The sequence below is a fragment of the Verrucosispora sp. FIM060022 genome (assembly GCF_003977705.1).
Lineage (GTDB): Bacteria > Actinomycetota > Actinomycetes > Mycobacteriales > Micromonosporaceae > Micromonospora > Micromonospora gifhornensis.
The window spans coordinates 171,968-192,642 of sequence record NZ_RQIV01000005.1; the positions used below are offsets into that span (position 1 = coordinate 171,968).

Annotated in this window: 18 protein-coding genes; 6 read left to right on the forward strand and 12 right to left on the reverse strand. The window is 72.0% G+C overall.

Annotated features, from left to right (window positions below; genetic code table 11):
• Window positions 1-32: 32 nt before the first annotated feature.
• Entirely contained in the window at window positions 33-539 is a 507-nt protein-coding gene (locus EG812_RS16005; protein ID WP_126711994.1) for a DUF6584 family protein, read from the forward strand.
• Between the two features lie 21 nt (window positions 540-560).
• Here EG812_RS16005 and EG812_RS16010 read toward each other — a convergent pair whose 3' ends face one another.
• From EG812_RS16010 to EG812_RS16020, 3 genes are all read right to left on the reverse strand, one after another.
• A complete protein-coding gene (locus EG812_RS16010; RefSeq protein ID WP_126711995.1) occupies window positions 561-1,049 on the reverse strand; it encodes a GNAT family N-acetyltransferase in 489 nt (162 codons plus the stop codon).
• Between the two features lie 224 nt (window positions 1,050-1,273).
• A complete protein-coding gene (locus EG812_RS16015; RefSeq protein WP_013733514.1) occupies window positions 1,274-2,041 on the reverse strand; it encodes an ABC transporter permease in 768 nt (255 codons plus the stop codon).
• Window positions 2,038-2,775 carry an ABC transporter ATP-binding protein gene (locus EG812_RS16020; RefSeq protein ID WP_013733515.1) on the reverse strand — a complete coding sequence of 246 codons (738 nt, stop codon included), beginning with the start codon at window positions 2,773-2,775 and terminating at the stop codon, window positions 2,038-2,040. The genes EG812_RS16015 and EG812_RS16020 overlap by 4 nt, the downstream gene beginning before the upstream one ends.
• 110 nt (window positions 2,776-2,885) lie before the next feature.
• Between EG812_RS16020 and EG812_RS16025 the strand changes: the two genes are divergently transcribed.
• From EG812_RS16025 to EG812_RS16035, 3 genes are all read left to right on the forward strand, one after another.
• Window positions 2,886-3,989, forward strand: coding sequence for a sensor histidine kinase (locus EG812_RS16025; RefSeq protein WP_102656492.1), 1,104 nt, complete (start codon window positions 2,886-2,888; stop codon window positions 3,987-3,989).
• A complete protein-coding gene (locus EG812_RS16030) occupies window positions 3,986-4,630 on the forward strand; it encodes a response regulator (RefSeq protein ID WP_102656491.1) in 645 nt (214 codons plus the stop codon). The genes EG812_RS16025 and EG812_RS16030 overlap by 4 nt, the downstream gene beginning before the upstream one ends.
• Before the next feature lie 71 nt (window positions 4,631-4,701).
• Window positions 4,702-5,838 (forward strand): acyl-CoA dehydrogenase family protein, encoded by a 1,137-nt coding sequence (locus EG812_RS16035; RefSeq protein WP_415878015.1) that lies wholly within the window; start codon window positions 4,702-4,704, stop codon window positions 5,836-5,838.
• A gap of 54 nt (window positions 5,839-5,892) precedes the next feature.
• Here the strand turns inward: EG812_RS16035 and EG812_RS16040 are convergent, their stop codons facing one another.
• From EG812_RS16040 to EG812_RS16050, 3 genes are read right to left on the reverse strand one after another with little or no spacing between them, the layout of a single operon-like run.
• Entirely contained in the window at window positions 5,893-6,450 is a 558-nt protein-coding gene (locus EG812_RS16040) for a TetR/AcrR family transcriptional regulator (protein ID WP_013733519.1), read from the reverse strand.
• Window positions 6,447-7,241 carry an ABC transporter permease gene (locus tag EG812_RS16045; protein WP_126711996.1) on the reverse strand — a complete coding sequence of 265 codons (795 nt, stop codon included), beginning with the start codon at window positions 7,239-7,241 and terminating at the stop codon, window positions 6,447-6,449. The genes EG812_RS16040 and EG812_RS16045 overlap by 4 nt, the downstream gene beginning before the upstream one ends.
• A 31-nt stretch (window positions 7,242-7,272) precedes the next feature.
• Window positions 7,273-8,199, reverse strand: coding sequence for an ABC transporter ATP-binding protein (locus tag EG812_RS16050; RefSeq protein ID WP_126711997.1), 927 nt, complete (start codon window positions 8,197-8,199; stop codon window positions 7,273-7,275).
• A 101-nt stretch (window positions 8,200-8,300) separates the two neighbouring features.
• On the opposite strand from EG812_RS16050, the gene EG812_RS16055 reads away from it, so the two are divergent.
• Window positions 8,301-9,272, forward strand: coding sequence for a GNAT family N-acetyltransferase (locus tag EG812_RS16055; protein ID WP_126711998.1), 972 nt, complete (start codon window positions 8,301-8,303; stop codon window positions 9,270-9,272).
• A gap of 28 nt (window positions 9,273-9,300) precedes the next feature.
• Here EG812_RS16055 and EG812_RS16060 read toward each other — a convergent pair whose 3' ends face one another.
• Window positions 9,301-10,134, reverse strand: coding sequence for a metallophosphoesterase family protein (locus EG812_RS16060; protein WP_050814741.1), 834 nt, complete (start codon window positions 10,132-10,134; stop codon window positions 9,301-9,303).
• A 25-nt stretch (window positions 10,135-10,159) separates the two neighbouring features.
• A complete protein-coding gene (locus tag EG812_RS16065; RefSeq protein ID WP_126711999.1) occupies window positions 10,160-11,947 on the reverse strand; it encodes an ABC transporter ATP-binding protein in 1,788 nt (595 codons plus the stop codon).
• A gap of 81 nt (window positions 11,948-12,028) precedes the next feature.
• On the opposite strand from EG812_RS16065, the gene EG812_RS16070 reads away from it, so the two are divergent.
• A complete protein-coding gene (locus EG812_RS16070; protein ID WP_013733525.1) occupies window positions 12,029-12,463 on the forward strand; it encodes a MarR family winged helix-turn-helix transcriptional regulator in 435 nt (144 codons plus the stop codon).
• Between the two features lie 5 nt (window positions 12,464-12,468).
• Here the strand turns inward: EG812_RS16070 and EG812_RS16075 are convergent, their stop codons facing one another.
• The 4 genes from EG812_RS16075 to EG812_RS16090 form a co-directional block, all read right to left on the reverse strand.
• Window positions 12,469-13,587 (reverse strand): threonine aldolase family protein, encoded by a 1,119-nt coding sequence (locus EG812_RS16075; RefSeq protein ID WP_126712000.1) that lies wholly within the window; start codon window positions 13,585-13,587, stop codon window positions 12,469-12,471.
• A 134-nt stretch (window positions 13,588-13,721) separates the two neighbouring features.
• Window positions 13,722-15,605, reverse strand: a complete 1,884-nt coding sequence (locus EG812_RS16080) for a Xaa-Pro dipeptidyl-peptidase (protein WP_233579495.1) — start codon at window positions 15,603-15,605, stop codon at window positions 13,722-13,724.
• Between the two features lie 184 nt (window positions 15,606-15,789).
• Window positions 15,790-17,439 carry a bifunctional 3-(3-hydroxy-phenyl)propionate/3-hydroxycinnamic acid hydroxylase gene (locus EG812_RS16085; protein ID WP_126712001.1) on the reverse strand — a complete coding sequence of 550 codons (1,650 nt, stop codon included), beginning with the start codon at window positions 17,437-17,439 and terminating at the stop codon, window positions 15,790-15,792.
• A 100-nt stretch (window positions 17,440-17,539) separates the two neighbouring features.
• Window positions 17,540-20,662, reverse strand: coding sequence for an ATP-binding protein (locus EG812_RS16090; protein WP_126712002.1), 3,123 nt, complete (start codon window positions 20,660-20,662; stop codon window positions 17,540-17,542).
• Between the last annotated feature and the right edge of the window lie 13 nt (window positions 20,663-20,675).

A 20,675-nucleotide genomic window follows, 5' to 3' on the forward strand; every position in this document is an offset into this window, starting at 1 on the left:
AAGCGACCGCCCGATCTTGCACCATGACGGGCATGGGGAAAGCGCAGGTGCTGGCGAAGGTCACCGAGGATCTGCGGCGCGGGCACTACCACCCTGCCATGCAGCGCCTGGCGAGCCTCACCGCCGCCCACCCCGACGATCTGGAACTGCGGGCCCGGCGTGCGGCGCTGTACCGGCAGGTGGGCAACGTGGTCGACGCCGGGCGGTGGGGCTTTCTCAGCGACGACGCCACCACGCCGGAGATCGCGGCGTTCGAACGAGCCCATCCGAGCGCCTGGCGACGTCTGCGGTTGCTGCGCGTCAACGCCGACACGGCCGACCACCTCGGGCCCGTGGCCGGGGCGCGGCTGGCGCGGTTGATCGAGCAGGCCGGTGCGGAAGGCCTGGGCCGCGTGACCTGGACCGAGAACGGGCCGGAACCCGCACCTCCCGGTTTCTGGAGCGTCACGTTCCCCTGCCTGGTGGCGACCGCGTTCGGCGTGAGCGCCGTGGGGCTCGCCGTGATCGGGCTCGTCACCGTGATCCGCTGGATCTTCTAGACCAAGGAACAAGCGGGCAGGTCAACGACGCAACCGGCCGGGGGAGAGGACATAGTGGCGTACGGTCACTGGCCGGCCGTCCGCAGCGGTCCAGTCCGCAGTGCTCGTGCCGCTGTGGCGCCACCCCTGCTCTTCGTACAGCGCCACGGCCGACGAGCCGGCCCGGTCGACCACCTGCAACGTCAGATCGATCTGCTGATCGTCGGCCCATTGCGCGATCCGCCGCAGCAGGGCGGTGCCGGCGTGGCGGCGACGGTGGACGGGTGCGACGAACAACCGGACCACCTCGGCCCCGTGGTCTGGTGTCTGTTGAACGGCGAGGTGCCCGACCAGGTCGCCGCTCTCGCTCACGGCGACCCACGCTTGGCGCAGCCGCGCCGGGCACAACCAGCGGTACGGGTCGGCCGGCCAGTTGAGCGGGTAGCGGTCGGCGCGGTGCACCTCGGTCAGCAGCTGTACGCAGGCGGGTAGGTCGGCCTGCGTACGGTCTCGGATGAGGGGGCCAGTCACCGCCCGATTCTCCACCGCCCCGCCCCGCCCCGCCCCGTCCCCGCCCGGCATGCCCCGCCCACTCGCCCGCCCTGTCCATGATCGTGCTCTGTCCGGGATCGAGTGGCCTTCGCGCGATGGCTAGCCACTCGATCCCGGATCGAGCGTGAATCCACCCCCTTCTGGACGGTCGCGAGCCCACGCCGTCGTGGTCGGGGGCGATGTCAGGGTCGAGTTCGTCGGGGTTATTCCCAGCGGAACAGGAGGGCGGCTACCAGGGTGCCGAGGAGGACTGTCGCGCCGAGACCGAGCAGGGCAGTGGCGTCGACGGCCGCGCCGGTCCAGGCGGACGAGATGGCGTCCACGGCGGCGCCGAAGGGCAGCCAGCCGCCGAGGTCGGCGAGCGGATCGGGCAACGCCTGCCGGCCTCCGAACATGCCGCCGAGGGCACCGAGGAGAAAGAACGCGACAAGGCCGAGGGCCACGGCCGAATTCGGTGTCGGTGCGACCGCCGCGACAAGCATGCCGATGGCGTACATCGCCGCCATGGTGAGCGCCAGCACGCCGAGCGCCACCGCGACGTCGGCCGGCGGGCGGGCGTCGAACAGCAGCACCGCCACCCCGGCGGCCACCGTGATGCCGACGAGCGTCTGCGCGACGCTCACGATCGCCTGGGCGGCCAGCACCAGGGCCGGCGAGAGCGGGGTGACCGCCAGCCGCCGCAGGATGCCCGAGCGCCGGTAGTAGGCCAGGAAGCTCGGCATGTTGATGATGCCGATCATCGCCACGACCATGGTGACCACCAGCGGAAGGACGTACACCTCCAACGCCGTACGCCCGTCGGCCACGACCTGGTTACCGGCGGAACCGGCGCTGGTCAGCAGGATCAGCAGCGGCAGGCCCAGCGGGACGACAAGCCCTGCGGTGTCCCGTACGACCATCCTGGCCTCGCAGCCGACCAGGACGAGCAGAGCGCGTGCCCCGGGCCGATGGGGCATGATCGCGGTGGTCATGTCGCCTCCTCGAGGTCCTTGCCGGTCAACGTGACGAACGCGTCGTCGAGGGTGTCGGTGCCGGCCCGGGCACGCAGACCGGCGGGCGTGTCCACCGCGACGACCCGGCCGGCGTCGAGGACGGCGACCCGGTCGCAGAGCCGTTCGACCTCCTCCATCGCGTGGCTGACCAGCAGGACGGTGACCGCCTCGGACTTGAGTTGCTCGATGGCGCTCCACATGCGTCGCCGGGCCGCCGGGTCCAGGCCGGTGGTGAGCTCGTCGAGGATCGCGACCCGTGGCCGCCCGACGAGCGCGAGGGCGATGGAGAGCCGCTGCTTCTGCCCACCGGAGAGCTTCTCGAAGATGGTCCGGCGCTGCCGGGTCAGGTCGACCAGTTCCAACAGTTCGTCGGCGGGACGCGGATCGGGATAGAAGCTGCGGTACAGCTCGACCAGTTCGCTGACGCGCAGCGCGTGGTGCAGGTAGGCGTCCTGAAGCTGGACGCCGAGCACCTGCCGCAGTCGGGCGCGGTCGCGACGGGGGTCGAGGCCGAGGACGCGTACCTGCCCTCGGTCGGGCACCCGCAGGCCGGCGATCATCTCGATGGTCGTCGTTTTGCCGGCACCGTTGGTGCCGAGAATGCCCATGGTCTCGCCGGGCGCGACCCGCAGGCTCACCTGCGCCACCGCCTGGACGTGGCGGTAGCTCTTGGCGAGGTTCTCGGCGAGGACGGCCGTCTCGGAACTGGTCATGCTCCGACGCTACGAGCGTCGCCGGGACGATGTCCGGTGCCGGAAGTCATCACCGGCGACCATGACTTCCGGCACCGGTGACCAGGACGAACCCCACCTAGGGTGGGGACATGCGACGTGTCGGCACCGAGGAGTGGTCCGGTCTGGCGATGCTCGTGGTGGCGGTGGCCGTTGCCGCCCCCGGCCTGTTCGGCGCGGCCGAGCTGATGATCGGGCGGGGCTGGTGGCTCGCCCTGTTCGTCCTGCTGCTGGCGGCGCTGCTCACCGCGACGGCCGCGCCCGAGCAGGGCCGGTCGCGGTACGTGGCGTACGGGGTGGCCGTCGTCGCCGCCTGGACGTTGGTGCTCACCGCGCGACACCTGGGGTTGCTGCCCGTGCTGCTGGTCCTCACCGCCGCGGTGAGCGTCTACGTGGTTCCGCTGTCCGTCGGGCTGACCGTGGTCGGCCTCAACACGGCGGTGATCATCCTCGTCGCGGTGCCGACCACGCGTACGCCGGCGGAGCTGACCCTGGTCGTCGGCTTCTACCTGCTCATCCAGTTGGCCTCGCTGCTCAGCTCGATGACCCTGCTGCGCGAACAGCGGATGCGTCGTGAGCTGGCCGCCGCACACGTCGAGTTGAAGGCCGCCGGTCTGCGCCTGGAGGAATCGGCGCGGACCGAGGAACGTCTGCGGATCTCCCGGGAGCTGCACGACCTGATCGGCCACCAGTTGACCGTGTTGACCCTGGAGCTGGAGACCGCCCGGCACCGCGACGGTGCTGCGGCGCGGGAGCACGTGGAGCGGGCCGACCGTGTCGCCCGGGACCTGCTCGGCGACGTCCGGGCCACGGTCGGACAGTTGCGTACGGAGACCGTCGATCTCGGTCAGGCGCTCCGGCGGATGGCGCGTGACCTGCCCGGCCTCGACGTGTCGATCGACGTGTCGGCCGACGTACAGGTGGACGAGGAGCGCGCGGCGGCGTTCGTCCGCGCGGCACAGGAGATCATCACCAACACCATCCGGCACGCCGAGGCGCAGCGGCTGCGGATCTCGGTCACCGGTGACGACGGTGCCGCGGTGCTCGACGCGCACGACGACGGACGCGGCGCGCGTAGGCCGACGTTCGGCAACGGGCTGCGAGGGTTGCGGGAACGCTTCGAGGCGCTCGGCGGCGAGGTGGTCATCGACGGCTCGGCGGGCTTCCGGGTGACCGCACGGGTGCCCACGCCATGATCCGGGTGGTGGTCGTGGACGACCAGACCCTCGTCCGGCAGGGCATCCGTGGGCTGCTGGAGGTCGCCCAGGTCGACGTCGTCGGTGAGGCCGCCGACGGCCGGGCCGCGCTGCCGGTGATCGCACAGACCATGCCCGACGTGATCCTGCTGGACCTGCGGATGCCCCGCTTCGATGGCATCTGGACCATCGAACAGCTCAAGGCCGCCGACATCGACATCCCGGTGCTGGTGTTGACCACGTTCGACGACGACGCGCTGGTGCTCGGTGCCCTCCGCGCGGGGGCGCGCGGCTACCTGCTCAAGGACGTGACGCTGGAGCAGCTGACCCGGGCGATCCACACGCTCGCCGACGGTGGCACGCTCATCGCCCCGTCGATCACCGACCGGATGCTGCGGGCGATCCGTTCGGGCCCCTCACCGGCCGGCCCGGACGCGCCCACCGTGCAGAGCCTCACCGAGCGTGAGCGGGAGGTGCTGCGGCTGGTCGCGCACGGTTACAGCAACCGGGAGATCGCCGGTGCGCTCTTCCTGGCCGAGGGTACGGTCAAGAACCATGTCTCCATGATCCTGACCAAGCTCGGCGCCCGGGACCGGACGAACGCGGTGCTGCGCGCCCTGCACGAGGGCATCCTCGACTGACTCTGACCACGCCGAAAAGGAAGCCGACCGTGACCTTGACCGTTCCCGCGTCCACCCTCGACTACTTCGGGATCGACTCGCTGATCGACGACGACACCCGGCAGTTGCAGGCTGCCGTGCGCGAGTTCGTCGACCGGCGGATCCGGCCGCAGATCGCGACCTGGTACGACGACGGTCAGCTGCCGGCCCGGGAGTTGGCCGTCGAGCTGGGTGAACTCGGCGTACTCGGGATGCACCTGCAGGGGTACGGCTGCGCCGGCACCTCCGCCACCGCGTACGGGCTGGCCTGCTTCGAGTTGGAGGCCGGCGACTCGGGCCTGCGCTCCCTGGTCTCCGTGCAGGGCTCGTTGGCCATGTACGCGATCTGGCGGTTCGGCTCGGAGGAGCAGAAGCAGCAGTGGCTGCCCCCGATGGCCGCCGGTGCGGCGATCGGCTGCTTCGGGCTGACCGAGGCGGACTTCGGCTCGGACCCGTCCGGCATGCGTACCCGGGCCCGCCGCGACGGCAGCGACTGGGTGCTGACCGGCACCAAGATGTGGATCACCAACGGGTCGATCGCGGACGTCGCGGTGGTCTGGGCCCGCACCGACGAGGGCGTACGGGGGTTCCTGGTGCCCGCCGGCACACCCGGCTTCACCACCGCCGAGATCACCCGCAAGCAGTCGCTGCGTGCCTCGGTCACCTCCGAACTCGTCCTCGACGACGTGCGGCTGCCCGCCGACGCCATGCTGCCGGCGGCGGCGGGCCTGTCCGGGCCGCTGTCCTGCCTCAACGAGGCCCGCTTCGGCATCGTCTTCGGGGCGCTCGGCGCGGCCCACGACTGCCTTCAGACCACTGTCGAGTACGCCCGCAGCCGGCAGATCTTCGACCGGCCGCTCGCCGCGTACCAGGCCACCCAGCTCAAGCTCGCCGACATGAGCCTGGAACTGGGCAAGGGGATGCTGCTGGCGATGCATCTCGGCGCGGCGAAGGACGCCGGCACCCTGGACCACCGGCAGGTCAGCCTCGGCAAGCTCAACAGCGTCCGGGAGGCCATCGCCATCGCCCGGGAATGCCGCACCATCCTCGGCGCGGCCGGCATCACCCTCGACTATCCGGTCATCCGGCACGCCGCGAACCTGGAGTCCGTGCTGACCTACGAGGGCACCTCCGAGGTTCACCAGCTGATCATCGGTCAGGTGCTCACCGGCCACTCCGCCTTCCGCTGAGCCGAGGCGTGCCCGGCGACCCCCAGGCCGGGCACGCCCCCTGCGGCGGGCGGGTCATCGGGGGCGTGCGCCGTCGAGGAAGAGGGCGACGATCCTGGTCGGGTCGGTGTCGTCGGTGAGATCCGCGGCGCGGGCCAGATGCAGGAACGCGTTCATCAGGAACGCCGGCTCGCCGGCGACGACCCCCTGGTCGCGCGCCGAGGTGAAGAACGCGGTGACCGGGTCCAGCACCAGATTCACGTAGCAGGCCCGTACGTGGTCACGGGTTTCGTCGGAGACCAGGTGCAGCGCGTCGTAGATGCGTTGCTCGAAGGTGATCGACTCACCCTTCTGCCCGGCCACCACTGCGGCGAGCGTGCCCAGTCGCTCCTCGACGTCACGATGGTCGACGAGCGCGGCGGCGAGCCGCCCACCGACGTCGCGGATGTAACGCTCGGCGACCGCGATGTAGAGGTCCTCCTTGCCGCCCGGAAAATGGTGGTAGATGGACGGCTTCTGGATGCCGACGGTCCGCCCCACCTGCGCCAACGAAATGCCCTGGTAGCCGGTCGCGGCGAGTTGCTCGGCGAAGGCGTCCATGATCTGGGCGCGGGTGTCGGTGTGCGGACTCATCGCTTCTTCCTCGCGTTGCGCAGGGCCAGGGCACAGGCGACGATCCCGGCAACAGCGAGGAAGGCGACTGCCGTGACGCCGACCGGGGCAGCGGTGAGCGTGTCGCCACTGCCGAGTTGACGGGCGGTTTCGACGATATAGGTCAGCGGGTTGACCGTGGCGATCAACCGCATCCAGGTCGCGAGTTCGTCCACCGGCGCGAAGACACCGGTGAAGAAGGACAGCCCGAACACGGCGAGCGGAACCAGCCCGGTGGTGGACGCCGAGGCCGACCGGATCGCCAGCGCGGTGCTCAGCAGCGCGACACCGAGCCCCAGCGCCACCAGCAACAGCAGCATCGTGAACACCCCGGGCCAGCTCTGCGGCCGGTAGCCGATCACCGTCGCCCCGACGACCGTGATCACCATCTGCACGACGACCGCGACCAGCGCGGCCCCGACCGGGCCGACGAGGAACGGGGTGGTGCTGCCGTGGGCGAGCCGGAGGCGGTCGAGGTAACCACTGGTGATGTCGCGCAGCACGAGCGTGCCGGCGGCACCCGCGCCGGTGGCGACCCCGGTGAGCAGGATCAGCGGGAGCAGGAACGCGATGAAGCCGGTCCCGGGCAGGTAGGAACTGCCGACGGTGCTGAGCTGTCCGGCGTAGACGAGTAGGAAGAACAGGCTCTGCGCGACGGGTGCGACAAGCAGCGCGGGTGAGCGGAGCACGGCTCGGGTGGACCGCCGCACGGCCGCCAGGACGACGGGAGTCGGGGTACGTCGAGGTGCGGCGACAGCAAACGGGAGGGTCATCGGAAGAACGCCTTTCGGGTAGCGGCGGGGGTCAGCGGGCGGCCAGGGCGACGAACACGTCGTCGAGCGAGGGTTCGGAGAGGTGAAGTCCGGTGATCTCGCCGGCCACGCCACTGATCTCGGTCAGCGCGTCCCGCAGCGCCGCCGGGTCGTCGGAGATGCCGAGGCGTACCCGGTTGCCGTGGTCGTCGGGGAGGAATCCGACACGGGAGGAGGAGACGAGGGCGGCCGAGGCGGCGTCGGTGGACAGGTCGAGGGTCAGCGTGCGCGTACCCACGCGTTGCTTGAGTGCGGCCGGGGTGCCCTGGGCGACGACCCTGCCCTCGCGCAGCACCGCGATGTCGGTGGCGAGGACGTCCGCCTCGTGCAGGTCCTGAGTCGAGATGAGCAGGGTCGTGCCGTCGGAGTTGAGCCGGGTCAGTTCGGCCCAGAAGTCGATGCGGGCGAGCGGGTCGAGGCCGGTGGTCGGCTCGTCCAGAATCACCAACGTCGGCTCGGCGACCAGTGCCACGGCCAGGTCCAGCTTGCGGCGGGTGCCCCCGGACAGGGTGGCCACCCGGGACGCGCGGTGCTCGCCCAGGCCGAACAGGTCGAGCAGATCACGGGTGCGGCGGGTGCGCTGACGACGCCCCAGGCCCAGGGCCACCGCCTGGAAGTCGAGCACCTCCGTCGGGGTGGCCAGCGGGTCCAGGGCGTTCGACTGCGGTGCGAGGCCGATCAGGCGCCCCGCCTCTCGCGGCTGGCGCACCGTGTCGAAGCCGCCGACGCGTACCGAGCCGGAGGTCGGCACCCGCAGCGTCGCGATGATCTCCAGCAGCGTCGACTTGCCCGCGCCGTTGTGCCCGAGCACGACGAACCGGCTACCCGGTTGCACACGAAGCGCGAGGTCGTCGAGCGCCCGGCGGGTTTCGTAGACCTTGGTGAGCTCGACGGCCTGCACGATCGGATCGGTTGTCATGCCACCACCCTACCTACCGTTAGGTAGGGTGGTGGCATCGGGGGAGTTCCGGGCCCGAAAATCGGGTGCCAGGCGTGCGGGTTCGCGTTAGTGTGCCGCCCATGTCCCCGGTGGAGATCCGGCCGATCGAGGCCGGCGACCTGACGGCCTGCGGCGCGCTGCTGGCACAGCGGCACCGCCGGCAGCGTCTCGCGCAGCCGTTGCTCTCGCCCCGCTTCGAGGCACCCGAGACCGCCGTCGCCGAGGTGACCGCCGCGTTCAAGGCACCGGACGCCTCCGGCGCGGTCGCGATCCGGGCCGGCGTACCGGTCGGGTTCCTGCTCGGTGCGCCGAAGACCTCGCCGCTGTGGGGGCCGAACATCTGGGTGGAGGCGGCCGGCCAGGCGGCCACCGACGCCGAGACGATGCGCGACCTGTACGCGGCGGCCGCGACCCGCTGGGTCGACGAGGGCCGCACCGCGCACTACGTCGTGGTGCCGGCTGACGACCAGGAACTGGTCCGTGCCTGGTTCCGGCTGGGCTTCGGCCAGCAGCACGCGCACGCCGTCCGGCCGGCGACGAAGCTGGCCACGAAGCCCCTGGCGCAAGACCTGACGGTACGCCGGGCCACCCGCGCGGACATCCCGGACCTCGCCCGACTCGACCTGGAACTACCGGCGCACCAGGGCCTGTCCCCGACCTTCTCGGCCGGCCGGATCGGCACCGTCGAGGAGAGCCTCGACGACTGGGCCGACGACATCGACAACCCGGAGTACGCCACCTTCGTCGCCGTCCGCGACGGCACGGTGATCGGCTCCGCGATCGGGTGTGCGCTGGAGAAGTCGAGCAGCCACCTCGGCCCGGCCCGCCCGGACAACGCCGGTTTCCTCGGCTACGCCGCGGTCTTCCCGCCCGCCCGTGGGGCCGGTGCCGGGCGGGCGCTCGGCACGGCCGTCGTCGACTGGGCCGTCGACAGTGGCTTCGACTGCGTCGTCACCGACTGGCGGGTGACAAACCTGCTGTCCTCACGCACCTGGCCGAGGCTCGGCTTCACCGAGACGTTCCTGCGGCTGCACCGCACGATCGGCTACTGACCCGCGGGCGCCGGCAGTGGTACGCCGATCACGAGGGGGTCCCGAAGATCCGACGTAGCGGGTCCGGGGTCGGGCCCCGGCGGATCCACTCCCGGGGGTAGCCGAGCGAGACCTCCTCGAACCGTACGCCGTCGTAGTAGGTCGTCCGGGGGATGTGCAGGTGACCGTAGACCACCGCGGCGGCCCGGAACCGTACGTGCCAGTCGGCGGTGAGGACCGTCCCGCACCACTGCGCGAACTCCGGGTACCACAGCACCTCGGTGGGCTGGCGCACCAGCGGCCAGTGGTTGACCAGCAGCGTCGGCATCGCCGGATCCGCCGCCGCCAGGCGACGTTCGGACAGCGCCACCCGGGCATGGCACCAGGCCTCCCGGTCCGGATAGGGGTCCGGGTGCAGCACCATCTCGTCGACGCAGACCACACCCTTGTCGTACGCCTGGCGCAGCGCCTCCTCCTTGGTGTCCGCGCCCGGCGGCCGGAACGTGTAGTCGTAGAGCAGGAACAGCGGGGCGATCGTCACCGGCCCGCCCGGCCCTCGCCAGACGGCGTAGTCGTCCTCCGGGGTGAGCACGTCGATGTCCCGGCACATTCGGACCAGGTCCCGGTAGCGGTGCTCGCCGCGCAGCCGCACCGGATCCGACGCGTGCGTCCACAGCTCATGGTTGCCGGGTGCCCAGATCACCCGGGCGAACCGGCCACGCAGCAGGCGCAACGTGCGTTCGATGTCGTCGAAGCGCTCACCGACGTCACCGGCGACGACCAGCCAGTCGTCGGCGGACTCCGGCTCGATCCGGTCGACGATCTGTCGATTTTCCGCATACCCGACATGCAGGTCGCTGGTCGCGAAGAGTGATCCCGCCATCCCGTCGATCATCCCAGTCCGGCCTTCAGGAGGCCAGACTGGCGTAGCGGCCGTTGCGGTTGCTCAGGCTGCGGTGGTCGCCGGCCTCGACGATCCGGCCGTGGTCGAGCACCACGATCTGGTCGGCGTCGCGGACGGTGGAGAGGCGGTGGGCGATGGTGATCGTGGTACGCCCCTCGGCGAGCACGTCGAAGGCCCGTTGCACGGCCCGTTCGGTCTCGGTGTCCAGGGCGCTGGTGGCCTCGTCGAGGACCAGGATCCGCGGGTCACGCAGCAGCGTCCGCGCGATGGCCAGGCGCTGCTTCTCGCCGCCGGAGAACCGGTGGCCGCGCGAGCCGACCATGGTGTCGTACCCGTCGGGAAGGCCGGCGATCAGGTCGTGGATCTGGGCCGCGCGGGCGGCCTGCTCGATCTCGGCGTCGGTGGCGTCCGGCCGGGCGTAGCGCAGGTTCTCCCGGACGGTGCTGTGCAGCAGGTACGTCTCCTGACTGACCACGCCGACGATCGCGGCCAGGTCGGCCAGGCGCAGGTCGCGCAGGTCCACGCCGTCGATGGTGACCCGGCCGGCGGTCGGGTCGTACAGCCGGCTGATCAGCGCGGCGAGGGTGCTCTTGCCGGAGCCGGTCTCACCGACCACCGCGAGGTGGGCGCCGGCGGGTACGTCGAGGTTGATCCCGGCGAGGGCGGCGGTGTCGTTGCCCGGGTAGGTGAAGGTGACGTCCTCGAAGCGCACCTGCCCGCGTACCCGGGCGGGGTCGAGGCGAACCGGTTCGGCGGGGTCGTCGACGTCGACCGGCAGGTCGAGGTACTCGAAGATCCGGGCGAACAGCGCCAGCGACGCGGCCAGCGAGACGCCCACGTTGAGCAGCCCGGTCAGCGGCCGGAACAGGCCGCTCTGCAGGGCGGTGAAGGCGACCAGGGTGCCGATGCTCAGCGTGCCGGCGGTGCCGGGCAGACCGGCGGCGAGGTAGATGACGGCGGGTACGGCGGCGAAGATGATGCTCATCGTGGCCATCCGCCACCGGCCGGCCAGTTCGCTGCGCAGCTCCAGGTCCACCAGCCGTGCCGAGGAGGCGGTGAACCGGTCGATCAGGGCGGGCCCGGTGCCGAGGGTCTTGGCCAGCTGCACCCCGCTGATCGACAGCCCTTCCTCGACGGTGACGTTGAGGTCGGCGAGTTCGCGCTGGCGGCGGGCGGTGATCTCTCGGCGCATCCGGGCGACCCGGCGGGTCAGCCAGATCGCCGGCGGCAGCACGACAAGCGAGACCAGGGAGAGCTGCCAGGACAGCGCCACCATGGCGACCGCGGTCGCGACCACGGTGGTGAGGTTGGACGCCACGGCGGTGGCGGTGGAGGTGACCACCGACTGCATCCCACCGATGTCGTTGGTGATCCGGGACTGCACCTCCCCGGTGCGGGTGCGGGTGAAGAAGCCAAGCGACTGTCGCTGGAGGTGGCCGAAGACGTCCGTGCGCAGCCGGTGCATGACCTGTTGACCGACCCGGGTGGAGATCCAGGTCTGCACCACGCCGAGCACGGCGGTGACGGCGGCCACCGCGACCATGCCGAGGACCAGCCAGACCAGCAGGGTCGTGTCGCCTTCGGGCAGGGCGCGGTCGATCACCGTACGCAGCAGGAACGGGGTGGCCATCGCGATGATCGAGGAGGCCACGATGATCGCGGTGACGACGGCCAGCGCGGGCCGGTGCGGGGTGAAGAGTCGACCGATGCGGCGCAGTGACACCTGGCGGGCCTGCGCCTTCTCCTCGGCGCTGAGGGTGCGGTGGCCGCGGCCGCTGGGGGAGGGTTCCAAGGGAACCGCCTCTCGTCGGGATCAGATGCTGAGGTTACCTCTCTATGAGGGTGCAACCGTATCCCGTGCTACGGTATTCCGGTGACCGAGCCCACCACCGGCGGTGTCAACGACGACGAGAGCCTGGCGGAGACCTTCAGGGCGGTGGCGGCGCGGCTGCGCCGGCAGACCCGCGAGGCCCTCGAACCCTGGGCGGTCACCCCCAGCCAGTCCCGGGCGCTCGGCGTGTTGGCGCGCCTCGGCGAGGCCCGCCCCGGCACGCTCGCCGAGCACCTGCGCATCGCGCCCCGCTCGGCCACCGAAGTCATCGACGACCTTCAGGAACGCGGGTTCGTCGCGCGCCGGCCCGACCCGGCCGACCGGCGGGCCACCCTGGTCGCGCTCACCGAGGAAGGTCACCGGGTCGGCACCGAGATCCGCGCGGCCCGCCGGGCCGCCGCGGACCGCTTCTTCGGGCACCTCGACGACGCCGACCGGGCCGAGCTGACCCGCATCCTGCGTACTCTCCGGACCTGATCGGGTCAGGCGGCGTACCGCAGCAGTTGATGCAGGAGGTCGACGACCTCCTCGGGAGTGAACGCCATGGCGTTCTCCCCGACTGTCACCTCGAACGCGCACCGGTGCGGGTCCGGCGCCGACCAGGTCCGGCGGAAGAGCTCGACGCCGGTCTCGGCGAGCAGGGCCGCGGCGGCCCGCTCGGCGGCGGCCGGCCCGACGGGCAGGTGGATGTGGAACAGCGGCGTCTGCGGCGGATCCGGCACCACCCGGGCCACCCCGTCGGCCGTGATGGCCGCGGCGATCACCAGCGCGTGGTCGCGGTAGACCGGCAGGCGCGGCAGGCGGGCGTCCAGGCCGTGCAGGGCGGCCAGCGCGAGCGGCCAGGCGTCGTAGACGTCGCCACCGAGCCGCCGCCGCCAGGTCCGGGCTTCGGCCAGGACGTCGGCCGGCCCGGCGAGCACCGCACCACCGGTGCCCTGGAGACCCTTGTAGAGCGAGACGTACGCGGTGTCGAACAACGCGGCGATCTCGGCGAACGGCCGCGCGTAGTACGTCTGAGCCTCCCAGAGCCGGGCACCGTCCAGATGGGTCGCCGCACCGCGTCCGCGTACCGCCGTCGTCTGGGCGACCAGGTCGTCCCACTGCGGCAGTTGGCCGCCGATGTCACGCTGCGGAAGCTCCCAGACCACCGCCGCGAGCGGCTCGCCGACGGCGACCAGGTCGTCGTGGTCCATCAGCCGGTGCCGGTCGCCGATCGGGTGGCAGTGCAGCCCGTGGACGACGGCGTACCCCCGATGTTCCCAGACCTCCAGGTGGCTCTGCGGGTGCGCGGCGAACGCCCGGCGTCCCCGGCGGTCGGCGTGGATGCGCAGCGCGACCTGTTGCGCCATCGTCCCGGACGGGAAGAACAGCGCCTCCTCCTTGCCGAGCAGCGCGGCGATCCGCCGCTCCAGGGCGGCCACCGGCCCGTCCGGCCCGTGGGGTGGGGTGTCGGCGTCCACCTGCGCCAGCATCGCGCGCAGCATCTCCTGGGGACGGCGATGCAGTTCGGAGTGCAGCACCAGGGACCGTCGCACGGTCCGACCCGTGGTGGTCACCGGGCGTCGGCCGGAGTCCTGCGGGGTACGTGGCTCAGCGTTCATGCCGGCACCCTACCTTGTTGCAAGTTATTTGCAATAAGAACCTGAGGGTGGCTGGTGCCGGGTCGGGACAGCGAGCGGGCCCGCCACCGGCGTACCGGCGGCGGGCCCGTGGATCATCCGGGTCGGGCGTCGACTCAGAAGGCGAGGGCCTTCTGGCCGCCGACCACCGGCAGGCGCAACTCGCTGTGCTTGGGCGCCACCCGCAACTCGGTGCCACCCAGGGGCAGCAGGGTGTACGCCTGGTCGGTGGAGAAGACCACCACGCCGATGCGGTTACCCGCCGGGAAGACGTAGTCCTTCGGCTCCAGGGTCCACTTCAGGTCGTACAGCTTGCCCTGCTTCAGCGGCTCGGTGCGCGCCGCGTCCTTGCGGTTCTGCGGGTCGAGCCAGCCGCGGGTCACCACGGTCGGCGCGGCGGTCGAGCCGGCCGGGCCGTAGTTGACCAGGTACGCGGTCAGGTTCGCGGCCGACTTGTTCTCGACCGCCATCCGCAGGCGCATCTCCGCGCGCCCGGAGATCCGGACGTCCTGGGTCAGCTCCGGGGTGAGGTAGGCCAGCCGGTTCGGGTTGGCCACGTCCGGCGCGGCGACGAGCGCGTTCGGCGACAGGGTGCGGCCGTTGTCGACGAAGCTCTGCTCGACGGTGGCGTCCTTGGGGCGCTTGCCGGCGATCAGCGTGCCCGGGCTGGTCGCGTCGGTCGCGCCGAGCGCCAGCTTCACGTCACGGGTGGCCGGGTCCGGCCAGTTGGCGTACGTGGTGTTGACCCGGTCCTCGCGCTGCACCACGGCGGTCGGCTCGTCCATGATGCCGTTGGGCACGTTCCACAGCCAGAAGTCGAACCAGCGGTTCTCGGTCTGCTTGTACGTCCAGGTCTGACCGTCGGGCAGGGTCACCGCGGCGGTGTTGCCCGGCGAGCTGTGCCCGCCCTGGTGCAGCCAGAGCTTGCGCGGCACCTTGTGCTTGGCCAGCTCGTCCCACCAGCCGGCGAACTGCTCGGTACGCACGTTCCAGTCGTTGAGACCGTGCACCACGAAGACGCTGGCCTTGACCTTCTTGGCGTCGAGGTAGTCGCGGTCGGCCCAGAACTTCGAGTAGTCGCCGGTGACCCGGTCCTGCTCCTCGGTCAGCTTGGCCATCTCGTCGGCGCAGTGGCCCTCGGCGCGGGCCCGACCGGCGGTGTACTTGGCCAGGATGTCGGCGTCCTCGCCCTGGTAGCCGCCGGGCGCGACGACCAGACCGTTGGCCCGGTAGTAGTCGTACCAGCTGCTGATCGCGGCGACCGGCACGATCGTCTTGAGGCCCTTGACCCCGGTGGTGGCGACCTGGTTGGGCAGGGTGCCGTTGTAGGAGGCGCCGGTCATGCCGACCGCGCCGGTGCTCCAGTCGGCCTTGACCGGTGCGCCGTTGGCGTCGTACCCCTTGGCCCGGCCGTTGAGCCAGTCGATGACCGCCTTGGTGCCAAGCGTCTCGGCCTGGTCGCCGCTGGTCGGGCAGCCGTCCGAGTCGCCGGTGCCGACGCTCTGGCCGAGCACGACCGCGTACCCGCGCGGCACGTAGTAGTCGTCCAGCTGGCCGGGCAGGTTGGGCTTGGTCACCGCGCCCTGCGTCTCGACGTCGGCGGACAGCGACACGGACGGGTGGGTCACACCGTTCTGCGGCAGCTCGTCGACAAGCACGCTGTGGTAGGGCACGCTGCCCCAGGTGCCCTTGCGGTACGGGCTGTGCTCGAAGATGACCGGCACCTTGAAGCCTTCGGTGGCGGTCTCCCGAGGACGGGAGATGTCGATCGCGACCCGGTCACGACGGCCGTCGCCGTCGGTGTCCACCGGAGTCTCGACGTACACCCGCTCCTCGATCGCGTCGGCGAGCGAGAAGACCGGCTGGGTCATGCCGTCGCTGACCACGATGCCGGGGGTGGTGGAGGCGGGCGCGGGTTTCGCGGCGACCGGGCTGGCGCTGAGCACCAGCGCACCGGTCACACCCACGCCCACCAGGGCTAGATGGGGGGTTCGACGCACGTGTGGTTTCCCTTCACTCGGCTGTTGGCCGATGTCAACCAGGGGGTCACGGTTGGTGATCCACATGCTAGACCTGGTCACCCCGCGGACGGCACCCCGCTTACTCGCTGACCGGCGGAAAGTCGGAAAGGGACAATGATGTCCGGCCGTTCGGTCGACTTCGGACGTCGCGCGTGCTGACCGATCAGGTCGACCGCGTCGCAGCGACGGTCCCGGGCGTACCGAGCGCCGCCGCCAGCGACGGCAGCATCGCGTCGTCCGCTGCGGACCCGAGGGCGTAGACGAACCGGTCCGGCCGCAGCACCACCGCGTCACACCGGTGCCGACGCAGCCACGCGACGATAACGCCGTCGACGTCGACGACATGCACCTGCCCGTCATCGGGCTCGGCACAGGTCGCGGCCGGTCCCGTGCCCGCCGGATGCACCACGACGGTGCGCACCGGCACCCCCGGCCAGCCGGACCCGCCGGCCGGCACCGCCGTGCCCAGCAGGGCGAATCCGGCACCGAGCACCTCGTCCAGCAGGACCGGGTCGGTCGACCCGGCCACGGTGACCCGGGGCTGCGGGAACATCGTGCCCACCGCACCATGGCGCCGCCCACTGGCGAACAGGCCCCGGTCGTACGCGGGCAGGGGTTTGAACTCGAAACGTCGCACGAACCGGCGAACCCGGGGCACGGTCTGCACCGCCCGCAGCGCGGTGTCCCGCAGCCAGGCGGCGGGGCGACTGCGGGCCAGGAACACCCGTCCGAGCCGGACGCTGGTGTCCGCCATCGCCGCGGTGTGCCCACGCCGTTCGACCTCGTACGTGTCCAACAGCGCGGGGTCGGCGTCGCGCCCGAGCACCAGGGCGAGCTTCCAGGTCAGGTTCGTCGCGTCGCGCAGCCCGCTGCACAGGCCCTGCCCGAGGAACGGGGGCATCTGGTGGGCGGCGTCGCCCAGCAGGAACACCCGCCCCTCCCGCCACCGCTGCGCGATCAGGTGGTGGAAGGTGTAGATCACCGCCCGGGTGACGGTGAACCGGGCCGGATCGACGTACGGCTCGACCAGTTCGGCGATCCGCTCCGGGCGGGTCATGTCGGCCTCGGTCTCGTCCGGCTGGAGCATGAACTCGGCCCGGTAGCTGCCCCGGGCACCGGGGGAGACGAACGCCGGCCGTCGCCAGTCGCAGACGAACGTGGTGTGCGGCGCCCGGATCGCCTCCGCCGGCACGTCACCGGAGACGGCCAGCCACGGTTCGGCGTAACTCGCCCCGGCCAGCGGGATGCGTACGGCCGCGCGGGTGGTGCTGCGGGCGCCGTCGCAGCCCAGCACGTACCGGGCCCGCACCGGGTACGACTGCCCGGTGGCCACCTCGCGCAGCACCAGGTGCACCCGGTCGTCGTCCTGGTAGAGGCTTACCAGTTCGGTGCCCAGCCGCAGCTCGACGTGGTCGTACCTGTCGAGCCCGCCCCGCAGGACCTGCTCCAGGCGCGGCTGGTCGAAGAAGTTCAGCGGCGCGTGCCCGAACCCGAAGTCGACCTGCGAGAAGTCGATTGTGGCGAAGGTCCTCCCGGCGGCGTTGACGTAGTCGGCCCGGGCCGGCTGGTGCAGGTCGGCACCGATCTGGTCGAGCAGGCCCACCTGCTGGTAGATCCGCAACGCCTCGTCGTCGCAGGAGAACGCCCGGGGCTGCCCGTGCGGCGTCGTGCTGCGCTCCACCACAAGTGTGCTCACCCCGCGCAGGCCGAGCAGGTTCGCGGTCAACGCGCCGACCGGACCGCATCCGACCACCACGACGTCGACGTCGACGTCTGCGGCTGCCGGCTGCGGTGCTGGCTGAGCGGGCTTCATGACTGTTCCTCCCACACCATTGCCCGGTGTGCCCAGGCCGGATCTGACGGTGGTCAGCACAGCAGCCGGGTGTGGAAGTGGCGTGGAGATGTTGTTGAGGTCAGCCCGACTGGCCGCCGAGCTGCGGTGGGAACCGGGCCAGCAGCAGTTCGGCACCCTGCTCCTCGGCGAGGCGGGCACCGGCCGCCAGCGCGGCCGGGTCGTCGCGGGCGATGCCGCGGATGCGGTGCAGTTCGGCGGCGAACACCGTCTCACCGAGCCGGTCCACCACGGCCAGGCCGTCCTGCGCCAACGCCGCCGCGGTGTCCCGGTCACCCGCGGCCAGGTACGCCTCGGCCATCGCGGTGAAGGTGACGGTGCGGGTGGCGCGCAGCCCCGGACGGTAGATGCCCTCCACCGCGACGCGCATCGCCGCCAGCCGCTCCGGGGCACCACCTCGGGCATCGGCCCACTCCCGGAAGAACCCACCGGTGGCCACGAAGTGCGGCATGCCGTTGGCCGCGCCGATCTCCTGGCATCGGGCGGCGGCGGCCCGCACCATCGGCACGTCCCGTTCCTGAAGGCCCGTCCAGGCCGCGAACAGGGCGGCGTTGGCTCGACCGTACGGGTCGTCCAGCCGCTCCGCGAGCAGTTCGGCGTCCCGGATGTCGCGTCGGGCCGCCACCGGGTCACCGCGCAGTGACCTGACCAGGGCGCGGAAGTTGTGGGCGGCCAGCACCGGCAGACGACCCACCTGCCGGCCCAGCAGCCGCGAGTCCACCGCCCCGAGCCGGTCGATCGCGGCGGTGAGCCGTTGGTCGGCCTTGTCGAGCCGGCCGGTGAAGTAGCCGATCACCCCGAGCAGGTACTCACCGGCCGCCACGGTCAACTCATCGGCGCCGGTGCCGGTGCCGGCTTGGCACAGTCGCTCGGCCAGGTCGGTGCAGCCGGCGTAGTCGGCCTGGTTGGCGGCCAGTTCGCCCAACGCCCACAACGCCGGCCGTACGTCGGTGTCCGGCCCGACCAGGGCGAGCAGCTCGCGCGCCCGGGCGCAGACCTGGTCGACGGCGTCGGCGCCGACACCAACCGTCATCTGGAGCAACGCGGCCCGGTGCAGTTGCACGTCGAGTTCGGTGCGGGCCGCCGTGGCGGAGCCGACGGCCCGGGCCAACCGGTGTGCCGCCCGGTTCAGGTGGCCGAGCGCGTCCTCGTAGGCGAACCGTCGGGTGGCGTCGTCGGCCGCCGCCAGCGACCACCGCAGGTGTTCCGCCTCGTGACCGAGTCCCGCGGCCTGCCCGTAGTGGCGCGCCAACTCGGCCGGGCCGACCACCCCGGACCGTTCGTAGACACCGGCCAGCCGGGCGTGCAGAGTGGCCCGCCGCGGCGGCGGCAACTCGGCGTAGGCGACCTCGGCGAACAGCGGGTGACGAAACCGCACCCCGCCCGGCTCGGCCTCGGTGACCAACTCGGCGGTGTAGGCCGCGCTCAACGCCTCGGCGACGGCGTCGGCCGGCAGTTCGAGGACCTCGGCCATCGTGGTGGCGTCCAGATCGTCGCCGGCCGCCGCGAGCAGAGCCAGACAGCCGCGAGTCGCTGCGGGCAGCCCACCGAGGCGCAACCGGACGGTGTCCCGGATGCTCGGCGGCAGGTCCGTGCCGGCCGGATCGGCGCGGGCACGCAGCAGTTCGGTGATGAAGAACGGGTTGCCGCCGGTACGGGTGACCAACCGTGCCAGCGCCGGCCCGGCCGGTGGCGCACCGGTGCGTCGCCGCACCAGGTCGGCCACCGCGTCGCTGGTCAGCCCGGTCAGCCGCAGTCGACCGAAGCCGGGGCCGCGGGCCAGCTCCGCCACCGTGGCGACCAGCGCCGCATCGTGTTCGTACGGCCGCAGGGTGGCCAGCACCAGGGCGCGGGTGCCGGGCAGCGCGGTGGTGAGGAAACGCAGCAGCAGCAACGAGTCCGGGTCGGCGGCGTGCAGATCGTCCAGGACGATGAGCAGCCCCGCCGGTTCGGCCGCCGCGCGGACCAGCTCCGCCACCGCCTCGTACGCCTGGAACCGGGCCGCCGGATCGGGGCTGACCTCGCCGGTCGCGTCGTGGGCCGGCCCAGCGGCGAACCCGTCGAGCCCGCGCACCGTTCCGCTGGCCCCGACCTGTGGCATGGCCACGAGGCCGCGCACCACCTGCCGCCACAGCCAGAACGGCGGCGCCTGCCCGAGGTCGGGACAGTGTCCCCACACCACCGCGACGCCGTCGGCCCCGGCGACGGCGCCGACCGTCGCGGCCAGGCTGGTCTTGCCGATCCCCGGTTCACCGACCACGATGGCGCTGCGGCCGTGCTCGCGGGTCGCCCCGGCCAACGCCGCCACCAGCCGGGCCAGCTCGGCACCCCGACCCACCAGCGCTCCCGCCGGGTCACCCGACCCCACCGGCACAAGACGCGAACCGGTTCCCACCTGCGCCGGCACGGGTGAGGCGCTCGCGCCCGGCGAGACCGCCTGCTCCAGGATCAGCGTGTGCAGCTCCCGTAGGTGCGCGCCGGGATCGATCCCATATTCGTCGACCAGGATCCGGCGGCCCTCGTCGTACGTGGCCAGCGCCTCGGTCTGCCGGCCGGCCCGGTACAGCGCCAGCATCAACTGGGCGCGGGCGGTCTCGCGTACCGGGTGGGCCGCCACGAACTGACGCAGCTCGGCGAGGACAGTCGCGTGCCGGCCGGCGGCGACGGCCGCGGTGAACCGTCCCTCCTCGGCGATGAGTCGCAGCTCGGCCAACCGCGCCGCCTCGGGACGTACCGCGGCCAACTCGGCCGCTCCGGTCATCGGCTCACCCCGCCAGAGCCGTAACGCGTCGTGGTAGTCGCGTTCGGCGGCCGCCGGCTCACCGGCGCTCAGGCGCTCCGCCGCCCGGTCCACCAGTTGCCGGAACCGGGTCGCGTCGATGCTGTCAGGATCGACGCGAAGCTCGTAGCCCTTCGATCGGCTCCGCAGGATGCGGGCCGCCTCGCGGGGGGAGCGGTGCGGCTCCACGGCCCGGCGCAGCCCCGCCACGTACGTGCGCAGGGTGATGTCCGCACTGGGCGGCGGTCGGCCGTCCCACAGAGCGTCGACCAGCCAGTCGGCGGCGACGAACCGGTTCGGCCGAAGCAGGAACAGCACCAGCAGTGCCCGCTGCTTGGGCCCACCGAGTGGCACCACCTGCCCGTCCCGGACCACCTCCGGCGGCCCCAGCACCCGGAACTGCACTCCACCACCATCT